Here is a 16,363-nt window from a genome sequence, read left to right on the forward strand (position 1 = left end):
CAGGCAGCGCTACGTGATCGAGGTTTTTGCCATGGCGCTTCAGGCTTCACTCTGAGATCAGCAGAATATGCATGAACCGCGGACCATGCGCACCGCGTACGTTTCTCGCTTCGATGTCGGCGGTGCCGCTGGTGCCTGTGATGATGTTGCAGCTTCGACCCTGTTTCGCACGCGTCGTACCGAAGGCGTCAAAGACATCTTCCATGTAGGGCCGGATCGTGCTGCTGCGCAAAACCGCCAGATGGTGGAGCGGCAGGAAGTTCAGCAGGACAGGTGCATCCGGCCCGGTGAAAAACACAAGTGAACCGGTTTCAGCAATGCCCGCGTCGGCAATCGTCAGAGCAATCGGCTCATTCATCTGGGCGTGATCTGTTATCTGCACGCCGGACCAGTCGATACCCCTGAGGCAGGCCCTGGGCTGCACGGCGATCTTCGCCCCCAGCTCTTTTTCCGTCAGATAATGCGAGACGGCGGCGGGGATATCGGCGAGGGACGCCAATTGTTCAACGGTCGCGGTCACGGTTTCCGATGTGGCCTTTTCGATGAACCGGGCGATCAGCGGCTGCGGTGCAAAATCCGCGCGATAGCTATCCGGATCGGCAATCAGGGCGGACGCCTGCGCATCGATCTCAACCAGCGGTGCGGTCTGCGTCGCTGCGTCGATTTTGGCAAGAATACTGTCGCGCGACATGCGTTACCTCTTTTGCTTGCGATACTGCTGCATGAATGTGCCTGCCTCGGGCTGTGGCAGATCGCGGGTGCGTGTCCAGCCCCCGGCCAAAGGCACGGCACTGATTTTGCCCCGCCCCCGTGCCAGAACGCGCAGCATCATATTCGCCACGCTGGTGCCAAAATGGTAAAGCGCGGGCCGCGTCGCCAGCATCGCCCAGAGCTTCAGGCTCCATCTGGCCTTGGGCGTGACCATCCCGCTTTCAAACTGGCGCGCGCGCAGGGACCGCAGCATATCCGGAAGGGGTATATTCACGGGGCAGACCTCTTTGCAGCGCCCGTTCAGCGTGCAGGCGTTCGGCAAGTCCTTGGATCCCTTCAGACCGGTCATGGCGGGCGTCAACACCGACCCCATGGGGCCAGGATAAACCGCGCCGTAAGCGTGACCGCCCACGGCCGCATAGACCGGGCAATGGTTCATGCAGGCCCCGCAGCGGATACAGCGCAACATGGGCCGCAGGAAATCAGACAACATGTCTGAGCGGTGATTGTCCACCAGAACGATATGCAGGTTCTCGGGCCCGTCCCGATCCCCATCCCGCTTGGGCCCGTTGTAGAAGGTGGTGTACTGCGTGATTTCAGTGCCAATGGCGGCCCGGGACAGCAACCGGATGAAAACCGCCGCATGTTTCAGGCTGGGCACCATTTTTTCAATGCCCACGGTGACGATGTGGGTTTTCGGCGGGGTCGTGGTCAGTTCTGCATTGCCCTCATTGGTGATGGTGACAAACGACCCGGTATCCGCGATCAGGAAATTCGCACCTGAAATCGAGATGTCGGCATTCATGAACTTGGGGCGCAATTCGCGCCGCGCGCTTTCCACAAGCGACGGGATGTCCTGCTGGTCGCCGGGGTCCTTGTGCTTTTGCGCAAAAAGCTCGGCAACCTGTTCGTGTGTCTTGTGCATCGCCGGCATGACGATGTGGGACGGTGGATCATCGGCCAGTTGAATGATGTGTTCGGCCAGATCGGTTTCGACCCGTTCAACCCCGGCATCACTCAGCGCCTGCGCAATGCCGATTTCCTCACCCAGCATGGATTTGACCCGCGTCGCCGTCTTGGCATTTTGCGCGCGGCAGATGTCGGAAACGATCTGGCGCGCATCCTCAGGTGTGGCCGCCCAATGCACCTGCGCGCCGTTGGCCTTTGCGTTCTCCTCGAACTGGCGCAGATAATGGCCCAGATGGTCCAGCGTGTGATCCTTGATCTTTTGCGCAGTTTCGCGGGCCTTGGCGTATTGAGGGAAAGCGTCGATGACTTTGGCACGGCGGGTGCGCAGCAGCGTGGTGGTGCGATCAAGCGCGACCTTCAGCGTCGGCTCGGCAAGGGCGCGCGCGACGTTCTCGTTGAATTGATGTGAGGTCTGTTTCATCGCGGACGCCCTATTTCAGCCGGGGGGCGCAGATCCCCGGGCCATCAGCCATATCCGCAAGCACTTCGATGGTGTGAAACACCCGCATCTCGCGCCCCTCGCGGCTGAGTTTTCCGGCCATGTTCATCAGGCACCCCATGTCACCGCCCAGCAGCGTATCAGCCTGCGTCGCCTTGATCTTGGTGGTCTTGTCGGTGACGACGGCCGTGGAAAGTTCAGGGTACTTCACGCAAAACGTCCCCCCAAAGCCGCAGCATTCGTTGTTGCCTTCCAAGGGCACAACGGACAACCCCTGCACATGGGCAAGCAAGGCGCGCGGCTGATCATGCACCCCCAGATCCCGCAGGCCCGAGCAGCTGTCATGATAGGTGGCGGTGCCCTGATAGGTGGCGCTTGGCGTATATTTCATCACATCGGTGAGGAAGCTGAGCACTTCCCATGTTTTCGCGCTCAGCGCCTTTTGACGGCTCTGCCACGCCGGATCATCCGCAAAAAGCTCCCCGTAATGGCTGCGGATCATGCTGGCACAAGAACCCGATGGGACCACCACATAGCCGAAAGGTTCAAAGGCTTCGATCACCTGCTTGGCGATGGCCTTGGTCGTGGCGTCATCGCCGCTGTTAAAGGCAGGTTGCCCACAGCAGGTCTGCGCCGTCGGCACCTCGACGGTGCATCCGGCGTCCTCCAGCAGTTTGAGGCTGGCAAACCCGATATTGGGGCGCATGGAATCCACGATGCAGGTTACAAAGAACCCGACGTGCGGCCCGTCATTATTTGTCATGGATGGCTCCTGATTGCGCGCTGCGAACGCCGTCTTGCAAAGATACGTTCAAACCCATGGTGATGCATAATCCGCGGCGCGACAACCGCTGGCTGCTCTGGCGCATTGTCGGGCCGGCGTTCACGCTATTCGGCCGCCGCCGGGTGGTCAACACCGCATCCGCAGGGCGCGCCGTAGTACCGCTCCCGCGAGGTTTTGCCGATGCCGGGATTGAACGAATTCGTCGGATCCAGCGTTTTGTAGTGATTGGCCAGCGCCGGTTTCGCCGCATAAAGGTGCCCGACGTTATGCTCTGCCGGGTATTCGGCACCGCGCGTGTCCAGCAGTGCAAGCATCTGTTCTTTCAGCGCCTTCGGATCGCAGCCTTTCTTGACCAAATAGTCCTGATGAAAGACGTGGCAGAAAAAATGGCCATAGTACATCTTGGCGACCAACTGATCCTCGATCTCGGGCGGCAGCGTCTCGACCCAGTTACGGTCATTGCGTTTAAGCGCGATATCAAGTGCCAGAATATCTTCCGTCGTGCCGGGGTGGACCGCATGATACCGGATCGCGGCCCCCGCAGCGGCAAACCGGTGCAACATCGCCTTTTTGGTTTCCTTGGGATCACAGGCAAACCAGCCATCGGCCCCGACCGTGTCGTTCAGGATACTTTCGGTTCCGACGATGCTGTCCGCGCTGACCTTGAGGATCAGGTGGTGTTCGAAGCGTGCGCGAAAATCCATCATCCGCTTGGGCAAGGCTTCTGGCAGGATGTTCGAAACCACCTGCATCACCCGGTCAACCAGATTGGCGGGGAGAAACGGCACCTTGGCAAAGCGCGCATCCATGGCACCCTTCATGGCGAAAATCCTCGGCAGAAAATCCGTGCCAAGCCAGTTGATCATCAGCAGCGTGTCCTTGCCGTATTTGCGGGCAATATCGAAACACTCGCGATGCAGATATTCACCGCTGACAGGCAGTTCGGGCAATTCCGTCAGGGCCCGCCTGCGCAATTCCGTGAGCTGTGCGGGATCATTGGTGCCGACGTAATAGACCTTTTCACCCGTGGCGATGGGGAAGGTATCCAGCCGCACCGCAAAAACCGCCAGCTTTCCGGCACATCCGGAGGCTTCGTGCAAGGTGCGGGGATCGGCATTGAACCTTGCAGGGCTATCGGCGTCCACATCGCTGACCCGTTCGGGATAACCTGCATCCGAGGCGCGGCCCGCATCATCGCTGAGGTCCTTGTCGCTGAATGCGCCATTGTCGATCCGCGTCAGAATTTCTTCGGGACTGTTGCCGAGGTTGATGCCAAGATGATTGACCAGTTCCAGCTGCCCTTCATGGGTGATCTGCGCATAGAGCGACAGTTCGGTATAGGCAGGCCCCCGCTGCACCAGCGCACCACCGGAGTTGTTGCACACACCGCCCATGATCGACGCGCCAATGCAAGACGATCCGATCACGGAATGCGGTTGGCGGCCATAGGGCGCAAGCTGTTTTTCGAGGCCGAAAAGCGTGCCACCGGGCAGGCTGACGATCTGCTGCCCATCACGCAGCAGGTGGATGCGATCCAATCGCAACGTGGACAGGATCACAACATCGCGGTCATACGTCCCTTTTGGCGTTGAGCCTTCGGTCAGACCGGTGTTGGCGGCCTGCATGATCAGGATCTTGTCCGCCGCCACGCAGGCTTTCAGAATCTCCCACATCTCAACCAGCGAACCGGGTATGACAACCGCGATGGCCTCACCCTCGCCCGACCGGAACCCTTTGCGGTAGCGTTCTGTCTGGCGGTCCCCCGTCAGAACATGCCGCGCGCCGGCGATGGTCTTGAGTTTGGCAATCAGGTCGTCATTCGTCATAGGTCGTCCCCCCGCGACGGGCCCCGAAAGTTGGCACGCCACACCACAATTATCGGGAAAACCGGCATAGGACGCAACAGTCGCAGAGTCGCAGGTGCTCCGATGGAATTGTGCTCATTTGTGCATGCCCGACCCATAGCAACGAAAACAGGCGTTTTCGTGCGGATGTAAACGCGCTATCTTGCGCCCAATGACAGATGCAACCAAGCCAGCGCCCCGGACGGACCTTATCATCTGTCCAAATTGTGATGCCGTTTTCTCCCTTGCCCGACCCGGGCATGGCGAAAAAGCTGTTTGCAGCCGATGCGAAACCGTTCTGATCACGCCGCGCCGCAATGCCGGGCTTCAGATCATCGCTTTGTCCCTGTCGATCGTGATCCTGATTTCAACAGCGGCGGTATTTCCCTTCCTGTCAGTGGATGCCATCGGGATCAAGAATTCGGTCTCGATCCTCGAAACGGCTCTGGTGTTCAGCGATGGGCCCCTGGCCGTGCTCTCCCTCACAACGGCGGCATTGATCCTGTTTATTCCGCTGCTGCGGGTCATGCTGTGCCTTTATGTCATCGTGCCGCTGGTCCGGGATCGCGCGCCCGCACCCTATTCAGCCGATGCCTTCCGGGTGGCCGAAGCCCTGCGGCCCTGGTCCATGGCGGAGGTTTTCGCGATTGGCTGTGCCGTTGCGCTCATCAAGGTCAGCGCTTTGGTTCATGTGACTTTCGGGCCTGCTTTCTGGCTTTTCAGCGTGCTGGTCATGCTTGTGGTTGTGCAGGAAAACATAATCTGTAGATGGTCCGTATGGAACGCATTGAGCCGACCCAGAAGATCGTAACCGCGCGCGAGTTAGGGCTGGTGGGCTGCGTTCGCTGTCATCAGGTCTGGCCTGAGGACACAGCACGATGCGGGCGCTGCGGGCACGCATTGAAAAGCCGCGATACCAAAAGCCTGCAAAGGGTCTGGGCGTTCTGGCTGATTGGCCTTATGTGCTATATTCCGGCCAATATCTATCCGATGCTGCAAACCCGTATGCTGTTTTATGTGCAGGACAGCACGATCATCGGCGGCGCGGTGGAACTGATCGAATATGGCAGTATCGGGATTGCGCTTGTGATCCTTTTTGCCTCCGTGGCCATCCCGATTGGAAAGTTCATTGCCATTGCGTTTCTGGCCATATCGCTGCACCGGCCCACAACTGTTTCAAATCACCAGCGCCAAAGGCTTTTGGAGATCGTGGAATACATCGGGCGGTGGTCCATGATCGACATATTCGTGGTCGCCATCCTGTCATCGCTGGTGCAGCTTCAGTTGATTGTGACCATAAATCCCGGTGCAGCCAGCATATTTTTCGCCGCTGCTGTTATTTTCACAATGATTTCGGCGCAGTCTTTTGATAGCCGCCTGATATGGGACCAGATCAACGCGCAGGATGAGAAACCGAAAAATGAATGATGCCCCGCCGGTTCCGATCGAAAAAGAACCGAAATCTCTTATCAGCAACCTGTCCATTGTCTGGATCATCCCGGCACTGGCGCTGGTGACCGCATTGTTTGTGGCATGGCAGAGCTATAATGCGCGTGGGCCAGTGATCACGGTCGAGTTTGAAAACGCTGCGGGCATCGTGCCGCGCGAGACCGAGGTGCGGTTTCGCGATGTACAGGTTGGCCTCGTCGAAGAAGTGATGTTCAGCGAGGGGCTGAGCAGTGTCGTTGCGAAAGTCCGTCTGGATAAATCCGTAGCACCCTATGTGGATTCCACCGCCTCTTTCTGGATCGTTCGGCCCGAGTTTTCCGCCAGCGGGATCAGCGGTCTTGATACGGTGCTGAGTGGCGTGTTTATCCAAGGATCATGGGACAGTACCATTGGCCCGCCCGCCAGCGCGTTCAAAGGTCTCGATCGCGCGCCGCTCTATCAGACCGGCAGCGCCGATTTACAGATTGCGCTGAGGTCCTTGCCCGGTGGCACGCTGAGCGCGGACACGCCGATCCTGTATCGCGGCATCGAAATCGGTCGCGTGGGTCCGGCGCGCATCTCGCCCGAGGGGAATTTTGCCATCGCAGAGGCGGTGATCTACGAACCGCACGGGCGGTTGATCACGCCCTCGACACGGTTCTGGGACGCCTCCGGGTTCAGCTTTACCATCGGACCCGCGGGGGCCGAGATCGATTTTACCTCCGTCGCATCGTTGCTGGGCGGCGGGATCACCTTTGACACCTTTGTGTCGGGCGGCGAGCAAGTGGGCGACGGGTCTGTTTTCGAGGTGTTCCCCTCCGAGACCGATGCGCGCAACAGTGTCTTTAATGCCTCCGAAGTCGATTTGCTTGAGGTGCGGGTCATCTTTGATGAAAACATCTCCGGGCTGACGCTGGGCGCGCCTGTGGAGCTGAGCGGTCTGCGGATCGGATCGGTGGAAAACCTTTCCGGCGTGGTGGATCCCGAAACCTACGGGGACAGCCGCGTCAGGCTTGCGGCCGTGCTGGGTATCCAGCCGGCGCGTCTGGGCCTGCCCGAAGAGGTCACACCGCAATCCGCGCTGATGCTGCTGGAAGAGCAGGTGCGCAACGGGCTGCGGGCACGGCTTGCCTCAACCAGTATTCTCACAGGCGGGCTGAAGGTTGAACTCGTGCAGCTTCCCGACGCGCCACCCGCGCTGGTCGAAGTCTTCGAAGGCTCAATCCCCCGCATGCCCACAGCCCCCAGTGAAATTTCTGATGCGGCGGCGTCGGTCGAGGGTGTTTTCACCCGGATCAACCGACTGCCCATCGAGGAAGTCTTGACCAGTGTCACCGATTTCCTGCGCGCTGCCGAGAACTTGCTGACCAGTGAAGACCTCAGGGCCGCACCGCAGGATCTGCGCGGCCTCCTTGGGGATATTCGCGGCGTCGTCACCTCGCAAACGGTTCAGGACATACCGGTTACGCTCAATGTCGCTCTGGTCCGGCTGGACGGCATCCTTGCCCAGATTGAGGAACAACAAGGCGTGGCGCGCATCCTTGCATCCATTGATGCGGCGACCTCTGCTGCGACAGCGGTTGGCACCTCGATCGAAGGGCTGCCAGACCTCGTGACGGAACTCGCCGGCGTCGCGGCGGAAGCTGCCAGCCTGCCGCTGGCGGATTTGACACAACAGGTCACCGACGTGCTGGCCTCGGCGGATGCAGTTGTCAGCGCGCCTGCGATGCAGGAATTGCCGGCCTCTCTGGCAGGTGCTTTGGATGAATTGAACCGGACCCTTGCCGAACTGCGCGAAGGCGGGGCCGTGGACAACGTCAACGCGACGCTGCGATCCACGCGCAATGCAGCAGATGCGGTCGCCCTGTCCGCGCAGGATCTGCCCGACCTGGTGGACCGCATCACACAGGTTTTCGACGAAGCCAGCGCCACAATCGCAGGCTACAACAGGGGCGAAGTCCTGAGCCGGGATGCGCAGGCCGCCCTGCGCGACATCTCGCAGGCGTCCAACGCCATTTCATCCTTGGCACGCCTGCTCGAACGTAACCCCAGCGCTCTGATCAGAGGACGATAAATGAGACCTTTTCCTTTCCTGTTGAGCGCGTTGATATGCCTTTCGGCCTGTGGCGCTGCGTCGGACAGGTATACCGTAACATCCCCGCAAGTAACACAAACCCAGACCATCGCCTTTCGCGCGGTCGAGGTGCGTGATGTGTCCCTGCCCGCCTATGCCGCCGATGACGAAATCACGGTTCAGACCACAGACGGGCGCATCCTGAGCGACGGAGGTGTGTTGTGGGCCGACACGCCGGACCGTGCCGTCGCACTGGAACTCAGCCGATATCTGACACAGATCACCCGTGCGCGTGTCGCCTCAGCGCCCTGGCCTTTCGAAGCGCTGCCCGATGCCCGCCTTGATGTGCGCTTTGAAACGCTTGTTGCGGGTGACGACGGTCAGTACCGCGCATCGGGTCAGTATTTCGTGGCGGTGCCTGACGGGCGGCGGGAACGTGCGGGGCTGTTCGATCTGTCGGTGCCCTTTGACCCTTTGATCGGACCGCCAGCCATTGCATCGGCGCGCGGGCAGATCATTCTGGACCTCGCCGTATTCATCGCGCGCAACGGTCTGCGCTAGAGCGTCTGACGAAAAACCTGAAGTATCAAGCATCACGTAACCCGTTGAAACTATTTATTTCAGGCAGTTTTACGTGAGTGAGGTTTTTCGCATGACGCTTTAGGCCGACCAATCGCGCAACGCTTGTGACAGGCGGGCAAGACCCTGTTCCAGATTGACGCCTGCACCGCCCCCGACGCCCAATCTGATGTGCTGTGGCTGCCCATATGCGCTGCCCGGCAAAACAAACGTGCGGTAGGGATCAGCCAGCAAGAGCTTTGCAAATGCGTCACTGTCACACCCCTCTGGCAAGCGCCCCAGCCCGATCAGCCCCGCCTTTGGCGCAACCCAGCTTAACTGCGGCTCGGTCTCCAACCAGCTTGTGAGACGCGCCAGATTTGCCGCCCCCGCAGAGCGTGCATCTTGCAAACGTGGCGCCAACCGATCAGGGCGCAGGGCAATTTCGGCAATGACTTCTCCCATGATATTCATGATCTCGGAGGTATTTTCGCGCAGAATGATCGCATCCATGACCAACGTCGGATCACGACAGATCAGCCACCCGGTGCGCAATCCCTGCAAACCCAGTGCCTTGGAAACGGAGCCTGTGGTGATCCCCCGATCATAAAGCCCTGCAATCGAAGGCGCGCGCGGCCCTTCCCATTCCAGACCGGCATACACTTCATCCACAAGCAGCCATGCGCCCACGCGATCCGCAATATCCACGATGTCGCGCAACGCGCCCACATCAAGCACCTGCCCCGTCGGATTGTTCGGGTTGGTCAGGAAAATCAACCGGGTCCGCGGCGTTACGGCGGCGCGCAACGTATCAAGCGGCAAGACCCAGTTGTCACGCTCAGAACGCGCGACATACACCACATTTGCGCCTTTGGCCTTGGCCAGAACCTCAGCCTGCGGCCAGCCCGGCGTTTCGATGACGATATCATCCCCCGGTTCCACAAGCTGCATGATGGCAAGGTAATTTGCCTCGGACGCCCCGGCGGTGATCAACACATCAGACGGCGTGCACACCCCATTCAGCCCGGCCTGCGCGAGCACATGTGCACGCAACTCCGGCAGGCCGCGAAAGTCACGGTTGTTCCAATCCAGAGACAGCGATGGATCAATATCCGGGATGAAATCCCCGAGGGTGGGCGAGGCCGACAGGGAAAAACCGACAATCGCCTCGGGCTTGGATTGCGTCGATTCCAACAGATATTCAAACAGCCTGTGTATCTTGACTTTCATCGGCTCCATCCGCTCTAGTCCACCGGCAACCAAAGAGGCCTTGGCGTATTTATGCAACCCCTGCTTCACGGTCGGCCCGCGCGGTTGGCGATCCTTGATTATGGGTTGTTTCAGGTACATGAGGACGGCCGCATCATCGGCATTTGTGGCTATCTGATCCAGACGACAGCCGGTGAAAACGTGCTGATTGATACAGGCTTTCCTGCCAAATACGGCGTGGATCACGCGGCTGCGACCGAAGAAGACGCTCTGGGTGACTTTGGTCAGGTTCTGTCATTGACCGAAACAAACCTCGCCCCGGCGCAGCTTGCCCTGCTTGGTCTGGCGCGCAGTGACATCGACCTGATGATCCAAAGCCACACGCATATTGACCATGTGGGCTTCATCGGGGGCTTTCCGGGAGTGCCCATCTTGATTGCCGCAACTGAACGCGCCCTGCCCCGCCCGCTCTACTGGTCGGGGAAACAGGCGCTGGAATGGCCTGACGCAGACTATATCGAGTTGCAGAGCGACACCAGGTTGGGCCCCGGATTTGACGTGCTGCTGGTGCCGGGCCATGCCCCGGGCCAGCTTGCCTTTGTCTTGGAGTTGCCGCACACCGGCGCGGTGGTTCTGACCTCTGATGCGATCAGCCGACCCTCAGAGCTCGATACCGATTTTGCCGGCGCATGGGATGCGCCACTTGCCCGTCAGCACGCAAACCGGTTGATGAGGCGGGCACAGGACGACAAGGCGATGGTGATATATGGCCACTGCCCCGCACAATGGTCAGAACTGCGAAAAGCACCAAACTGGTATGATTAGCGCAGGTGGCGCCGCTGGTTGAGAATGATGACCTTCCCGCTTGAAACATCGCCCGCCGGGGAAACCAGAAAGCCGGGCCAAGCGGCGATTTCAGCAGGGTGCAACACGTGCCCAAAACCACCCGCAGCGCTGGTGAAGAAGGCCATCTTTTTCACCTCCCGCCCTCTTTCATGCCTGAACTTTTCCATCTGCACGACTCCTTACCCCGGATCAGCAAATCGTGAAGCCTTGTGGAATGCCCGCGCATTCATTCGGTCACGCGACGGCTTGCGTCGCTGCGCACAATAGAACACGATCAGATAGAAAAATACGATCCGCAACCACATGACGATGCCCGAAAACGGAGAGACCAAATGCATTTCCTTGAACCGATGCTGCGCTTTACCACAATGGCCGTGGTGGCGGCGTTGGCCGTTGCATCGGCCCTTGCAGCAATGATCTGGAGCGTTTGGCTGATCATTCCCTTCGTGGTATTTGCCGCTCTGACACTGCTGGGCATCCATGATCTGCGTCAGCCGCATCACTCGATTTTGCGCAATTATCCGGTTCTGGGACATATGCGGTTCCTCTTCGAAGGCATCCGGCCCGAAATTCGCCAATACCTCATCGAATCCGATCAGGATGAGGAACCGTTTTCCCGTGACGCCCGCTCGCTCGTCTATCAACGTGCAAAAGGCGAGGAAGACAAACGCCCCTTTGGCACGCGTATGCGGGTCTATGACGCGGGCTACGCGTGGGTCACACATTCGGTCAATCCGATCCACATCACGGATACGGATTTCCGCGTTACCATCGGCGGCCCCAAGTGCGCGCAGCCCTATTGCGCGTCGATCTACAATATTTCGGCGATGAGCTTTGGCTCGCTTTCGGGCAATGCCATTGAAGCACTGAACACCGGCGCCAAAATGGGCGGGTTTGCGCATGACACGGGCGAAGGGTCGGTCAGCAAATATCACAAGATCGGGGGCGGCGATCTGATTTTTCAGGTGGCATCGGGATATTTCGGGTGCCGCCACGAAGACGGCACGTTCAATCCCGATAAGTTCCGTGAAACCGCCAGCCTTGATCAGATCAAGATGATAGAGGTCAAACTCAGCCAAGGGGCAAAGCCGGGGCATGGTGGTATGCTGCCTGCCTCCAAGATCACGGAAGAAATCGCGGAGGCACGCGGGATCCCGATGGGGGTTGATTGCGTGTCCCCTGCTGGCCACTCATCGTTCTCGACCCCGCTTGAGATGATGGAATTCATCGGGCAACTGCGATCCTTGTCGAACGGCAAGCCCGTGGGGTTCAAGCTTTGCATCGGGCATCGGCGCGAGTTCATGTGTATGGTCAAAGCCATGCTGCAGACTGGAATCGTGCCGGATTTTATCGTTGTGGACGGCACCGAAGGCGGCACTGGCGCGGCCCCGGTCGAGTTTTCCAACCACGTTGGGATGCCGATGGTCGAGGGGCTGGCCTTTGTGCATAATACGCTGCGCGGCGCGGGCCTGCGGGATCAGATCAAGATCGGGGCCGCGGGTAAAATCGTTTCAGCTTTTGATGTGGCGCGGGCGCTCGCGCTTGGGGCGGATTGGTGCAATTCGGCGCGTGGTTTCATGTTTGCAATCGGCTGTATTCAAGCGCAGGCCTGTCACACCAACCATTGCCCCGTGGGCGTGGCAACGCAGGACCCTTTGCGCGCGCGCGCCCTCGACGTGGTGTCAAAATCGGAACGTGTCGCCCGGTATCATCGCAACACCCTCAAGGCCTTGGGCGAAATGACCGGTGCCGCCGGGTTGGAACACCCCGGTTGCTTCATGCCACAGCATATGATGCTGCGCCTTGGGGATAAGAAAATGGCAGAGGCCAGCGATATCTTTGCTTATCTGCCCGAAGGGTTCCTGATCAACAATCAGGAAGGTTCCCCAATCATGGAGGATTACCGAAAACGCTGGAACCGCGCGGATGCGGCGAGTTTTGCAGCCCCCGGGTTTTAGTTCGATCCGTTTCGCGTCTCTGGTTTCTTTGCATCGCTGGCAACGGGAACGTCACTGCGCGTGGCCACCATCAACATGACGACAACCAGCGCCAAACCGCTGGACCCTATGGCAAAAAGTTCGATCGTCATGTTTTCCAACTCCGTCAGATAGGTGCGCCTGTTGGCTGCATAACAGGAATTGGTTCAGAAATCGTAAGTGCCTTTTACGCGTTCTCTCAAGGGGAACGTGACCTCCAGCCAGTGTTCCTGCTGCTGATACCCAACCTCGACCGTGCCGTTGAGTTGTCGGGTAAATGCGCTGATCAACTGCGTACCAAGTCCTGTTCCCGCGCTGCCTTGCGCACCCGACGTCGTATTGGCGATCCTGAAACAGGCGGTTTCTTCGGCAGCCATCTCAAATGTGATATCAAGTCGGGCAGACCCGCCGTTTTCCGGCGCACCAAGGTATTTGAGCGCATTCGTTAATGCCTCTGACACCAGCAAGGTCAATGGCGCGGCATCATCGGCATCCATCTGGATCGACGCATAGTGCTGCGAGACCTGCACGCCGGCGCTTGCAGACAGTCCCATGGTCAGAAGTTGACCGATGATTTCTTCGAGTAATTTTCCTGCATCTACCCGGTCAAGGTTTTCCGTCTGATAGAGGTTCTTGTGCACCGTCGCGAGGCTGAGAATCCGTTCCTGCAAGCGTTTCAATACCTGACGCGCATCATCGGATTCCGCGCGCCGGATCTGCATGTTCATGATCGAGGAAATCAGCTGAAGGTTGTTTTTCACCCGATGGTGGACCTCTTTCAGCAGGATGTTCTTGTCGCGCAACGTGTCTTCCAATGCGGCCTCATCCCGCACAATGGAATCCGCCATGCGCACGAAGGCATTTTGTATCTCGACAAGTTCGCGCGGCACGCCCTGACCCAAGGTCGTGCGCGGCACCCGGCGGTTGAAAGCAAAATGGCGCATCTGCCGGCCCAGTTTCCTGATATGGCGCACCGCCAGACGGTTCAGCGACCAGAACGCAACCACGAGGCTGGCCAGCCACATGATCACCGGCAGCGCCAGACTGAGCCCGATAGATTGTTGCAGGCTTTCCTCCATCTCATCGGGCCGCCAGATGCTCATCGCATAGGCGACATCGGGCACCACCGGCACAACCGCATAGATGCGCGCCTCGCCAAGTGTGTTGGTGGACTGAAAGACCACCGAATCCTGCCCGACAAGCGCCCGCAGGGATTTATCCGCAGGCATATCCGCTTTGGTCATGTCATCGGCACGATCAGACCTTATGATTTTCCCATCCGCATTGAATGTAACAAGATGTGCGGGCATCCCGTCCAGCGGGTCCGCCATATTGGCGCTGATAACCCCAAGCGGAACGGACATGGTCATGAACCCGGCAAAGCCTGCGCGGGTGAAAAACGGCTGCGAGAGAACCAGCACAGGTTCTGCACTGATCTCGCCGCTGGGGTTGGCAGTGATCTGGCGGCGGGGATTTGCAAGCTCTTTTATGAAGTCGGGCGCATTGCTGAAATCATAGGACCCGCCCGCCGAGGAACAGCGCACAATGCCGTCAGGGGGCAGATAGCTGATGAAGGAATAGAGCCCGACCGCGCGGCGGTAAGCGCTCAGAAAAGACGAACATGCCCGCGCGTCGCTGGCATAAAGTTGCGCCAGTGCGCTCAGGGCTTCCGCCGCGCCAAAGGCTTCCTGAAAGATTGAGCGTTCCGCGCTGGCCGCCTGATCCGTGAGCGCCAAAAGGGACAACTCGGAATTTGAATTGGCTTGGCGTGCAATCTCACGCGTCTGGAAAACGGCGATCAGTCCGAACGGCAGCAGGGCCAGCGTCAGAAACACGAGAATTCGGAACGCGAGACCGCGAAAAACGTCACCGTCCAGAAAGCCGCCCGTCATGTTAAAACGTGGTGGCTTTGGCAGCCGTCAGGACAGAAAGCGTCGCGTCATCGGTCATTTCCAGCGCCTCCTCATCTTCGAGTTGCATCAGTTCTGCGAGACGCTGACGCCCGCGGCCTGTGCGACTTTTGATGGTGCCGACGGCAACGCCACACATTTCGGCTGCCTCTTCATAGGAAAACCCGGATGCGCCCACAAGCAAAAGCGCCTCGCGCTGCTCATCCGGCAATTGCGCAAAGGCGGAGCGGAAATCCGTCATTTGCAACCGACCGTCATGGGCAGGCTTTTCAGCCAGTGCACCGAAGTGCACACCGTCCACATCTGCAACCTCGCGGCCGGATTTACGCGTCGATGAATAGAACGTGTTGCGCAGGATCGTGAAAAGCCAGGCACGCAAATTGGTGCCGGGTTGAAACTGGTCAAAACTTGTCCACGCCTTGATCACAGCATCCTGCACCACGTCATCAGCGGCAACGGAATCGCGGGTCAGGCTGGTGGCGAAACCACGCATGGCGGGCAGGTGATCCAACAGCGCAAAGCGCGGATCGGGATCATTCATTTGGAGCGGCCCTGTTGCTGCTCCTGTTCCTTGAGCGCATCCAGCAAGAGGCGAAAACGGTCCGGCACACCCTCGTCCGCGACCTGATCATAGGCCTGCTTCAGAGACTGGTCGATAATCGAATCCCGTTTCCGCTGTGCACCTGACTGAGCCATACTGATCAAAATTCCCTAAAGCGGTTGCAACTGTTGCTGCCGACAGTATCTAAACACCACACCTCTCTATATGGTTCCCGTTGCGCCGAAAAAAAGGACAAGGTTTATGTCAAATCCTTCCGATACCACAGATATCAGCAGCCAGTTGGCCAATTACCTGCCTTATTTGCGCCGTTTCGCCCGTGCGATGACCGGAAGCCAGTCCAGCGGGGACCGCTTTGCCGCCGCAGCGTTGGAAACCATCCTTACCGATCGTTCGGTCCTTGATGGCAGTGACGTCAAAACCGGGCTGTTCCGGGTGCTATATCGGATCTGGTCGAGCGCCGGTGCGCCTGTTGATGACGCGGAAAGCGGGTTGAAGGCGCGCGCGCAAAAACACATGGCCAAGCTGACCGACAACAGCCGGGAGGCACTGCTGCTGCATACGCTTGAAGGTTTCAGCTTTGACAAGATCGCGAATATCATCGGAATCGAACAAACCGAGGCCGAGTCGCTTGTGTCGATCGCGCGTCGCGAAATAGCAGATGCGGCCTCTGGCTCGGTGATGATCATCGAGGATGAAGCGATCATTGCCATGGATCTGGAAAGTATCGTGTCCGAAATGGGCCATCGCGTGACCGGCATTGCCACGACCCGCGCGGAAGCTGTGGCATTGGGCAAGGCCGATGCACCGGACCTTATTCTGGCTGACATACAGCTTGCGGACAACTCATCGGGTATCGATGCGGTAAACGACCTGATTGAAGCCCTTGGCGAGCGCCCGGTCATCTTTATCACCGCCTTCCCGGAACGGTTGCTGACCGGTGAGAAGCATGAACCCGCCTTCCTGATTTCAAAACCCTACGCAGAGGATCAGGTCATCTCCTCCGTCAGTCAGGCAATGTTCTTCTCATCGACGGAAACACTCACCACCTGAGCC

At 58.9% G+C, this 16,363-nt stretch carries 17 protein-coding genes; 7 read left to right on the forward strand and 10 right to left on the reverse strand.

Going from position 1 to position 16,363, the window contains the following annotated elements; all coding sequences use genetic code 11:
* Positions 1-46 precede the first annotated feature (46 nt).
* From RD1_RS00320 to dld, 4 genes are all read right to left on the reverse strand, one after another.
* Positions 47-691, reverse strand: coding sequence for a LutC/YkgG family protein (locus tag RD1_RS00320; protein WP_011566429.1), 645 nt, complete (start codon positions 689-691; stop codon positions 47-49).
* 3 nt (positions 692-694) lie between these two features.
* Positions 695-2,101, reverse strand: coding sequence for a LutB/LldF family L-lactate oxidation iron-sulfur protein (locus RD1_RS00325; protein ID WP_011566430.1), 1,407 nt, complete (start codon positions 2,099-2,101; stop codon positions 695-697).
* 10 nt (positions 2,102-2,111) lie between these two features.
* Positions 2,112-2,882: a (Fe-S)-binding protein gene (locus RD1_RS00330; protein WP_011566431.1), complete on the reverse strand. Its 771-nt coding sequence runs from the start codon at positions 2,880-2,882 to the stop codon at positions 2,112-2,114.
* Between the two features lie 125 nt (positions 2,883-3,007).
* Positions 3,008-4,729 (reverse strand): D-lactate dehydrogenase, encoded by a 1,722-nt coding sequence (gene dld / locus RD1_RS00335; RefSeq protein WP_011566432.1) that lies wholly within the window; start codon positions 4,727-4,729, stop codon positions 3,008-3,010.
* 190 nt (positions 4,730-4,919) lie between these two features.
* On the opposite strand from dld, the gene RD1_RS00340 reads away from it, so the two are divergent.
* The 4 genes from RD1_RS00340 to RD1_RS00355 are packed head-to-tail and all read left to right on the forward strand — an operon-like array spanning position 4,920 to position 8,810.
* Positions 4,920-5,558 carry a paraquat-inducible protein A gene (locus RD1_RS00340; protein WP_011566433.1) on the forward strand — a complete coding sequence of 213 codons (639 nt, stop codon included), beginning with the start codon at positions 4,920-4,922 and terminating at the stop codon, positions 5,556-5,558.
* Positions 5,516-6,175, forward strand: coding sequence for a paraquat-inducible protein A (locus RD1_RS00345; RefSeq protein WP_011566434.1), 660 nt, complete (start codon positions 5,516-5,518; stop codon positions 6,173-6,175). Before RD1_RS00340 ends, RD1_RS00345 begins: the two co-directional genes overlap by 43 nt.
* Positions 6,168-8,249 carry an intermembrane transport protein PqiB gene (locus RD1_RS00350; protein ID WP_011566435.1) on the forward strand — a complete coding sequence of 694 codons (2,082 nt, stop codon included), beginning with the start codon at positions 6,168-6,170 and terminating at the stop codon, positions 8,247-8,249. Before RD1_RS00345 ends, RD1_RS00350 begins: the two co-directional genes overlap by 8 nt.
* Positions 8,250-8,810, forward strand: coding sequence for a PqiC family protein (locus RD1_RS00355; protein ID WP_011566436.1), 561 nt, complete (start codon positions 8,250-8,252; stop codon positions 8,808-8,810).
* Positions 8,811-8,909: 99 nt separating this feature from the next.
* On the opposite strand, the gene RD1_RS00360 is transcribed toward RD1_RS00355, so the two are convergent.
* Positions 8,910-10,037, reverse strand: coding sequence for an aminotransferase class I/II-fold pyridoxal phosphate-dependent enzyme (locus tag RD1_RS00360; RefSeq protein WP_011566437.1), 1,128 nt, complete (start codon positions 10,035-10,037; stop codon positions 8,910-8,912).
* 51 nt (positions 10,038-10,088) lie between these two features.
* Between RD1_RS00360 and RD1_RS00365 the strand changes: the two genes are divergently transcribed.
* Complete coding sequence (locus tag RD1_RS00365) at positions 10,089-10,841, forward strand: MBL fold metallo-hydrolase (protein WP_011566438.1); 753 nt, start codon at positions 10,089-10,091, stop codon at positions 10,839-10,841.
* On the opposite strand, the gene RD1_RS21085 is transcribed toward RD1_RS00365, so the two are convergent.
* Positions 10,838-11,029 carry a hypothetical protein gene (locus RD1_RS21085; protein WP_011566439.1) on the reverse strand — a complete coding sequence of 64 codons (192 nt, stop codon included), beginning with the start codon at positions 11,027-11,029 and terminating at the stop codon, positions 10,838-10,840. The two genes, RD1_RS00365 and RD1_RS21085, sit on opposite strands and share 4 nt — an antisense overlap.
* A 165-nt stretch (positions 11,030-11,194) precedes the next feature.
* Here RD1_RS21085 and RD1_RS00375 point away from each other — a divergent pair, with 165 nt between their 5' ends.
* Complete coding sequence (locus RD1_RS00375; RefSeq protein WP_011566441.1) at positions 11,195-12,820, forward strand: FMN-binding glutamate synthase family protein; 1,626 nt, start codon at positions 11,195-11,197, stop codon at positions 12,818-12,820.
* Here the strand turns inward: RD1_RS00375 and RD1_RS21365 are convergent.
* The 4 genes from RD1_RS21365 to RD1_RS21090 are packed head-to-tail and all read right to left on the reverse strand — an operon-like array spanning position 12,817 to position 15,444.
* Positions 12,817-12,951: a hypothetical protein gene (locus tag RD1_RS21365; RefSeq protein WP_281259760.1), complete on the reverse strand. Its 135-nt coding sequence runs from the start codon at positions 12,949-12,951 to the stop codon at positions 12,817-12,819. The two genes, RD1_RS00375 and RD1_RS21365, sit on opposite strands and share 4 nt — an antisense overlap.
* A 54-nt stretch (positions 12,952-13,005) precedes the next feature.
* Complete coding sequence (locus RD1_RS00380; protein ID WP_011566442.1) at positions 13,006-14,730, reverse strand: sensor histidine kinase; 1,725 nt, start codon at positions 14,728-14,730, stop codon at positions 13,006-13,008.
* A gap of 1 nt (position 14,731) precedes the next feature.
* Complete coding sequence (locus tag RD1_RS00385; protein ID WP_011566443.1) at positions 14,732-15,289, reverse strand: RNA polymerase sigma factor; 558 nt, start codon at positions 15,287-15,289, stop codon at positions 14,732-14,734.
* Entirely contained in the window at positions 15,286-15,444 is a 159-nt protein-coding gene (locus RD1_RS21090; RefSeq protein WP_245897156.1) for a NepR family anti-sigma factor, read from the reverse strand. The genes RD1_RS00385 and RD1_RS21090 overlap by 4 nt, the downstream gene beginning before the upstream one ends.
* Positions 15,445-15,550: 106 nt before the next feature.
* Between RD1_RS21090 and RD1_RS00390 the strand changes: the two genes are divergently transcribed.
* Complete coding sequence (locus RD1_RS00390) at positions 15,551-16,360, forward strand: response regulator (RefSeq protein ID WP_011566445.1); 810 nt, start codon at positions 15,551-15,553, stop codon at positions 16,358-16,360.
* Positions 16,361-16,363 lie beyond the last annotated feature (3 nt).

The sequence above is a fragment of the Roseobacter denitrificans OCh 114 genome (assembly GCF_000014045.1).
Taxonomy (GTDB): domain Bacteria; phylum Pseudomonadota; class Alphaproteobacteria; order Rhodobacterales; family Rhodobacteraceae; genus Roseobacter; species Roseobacter denitrificans.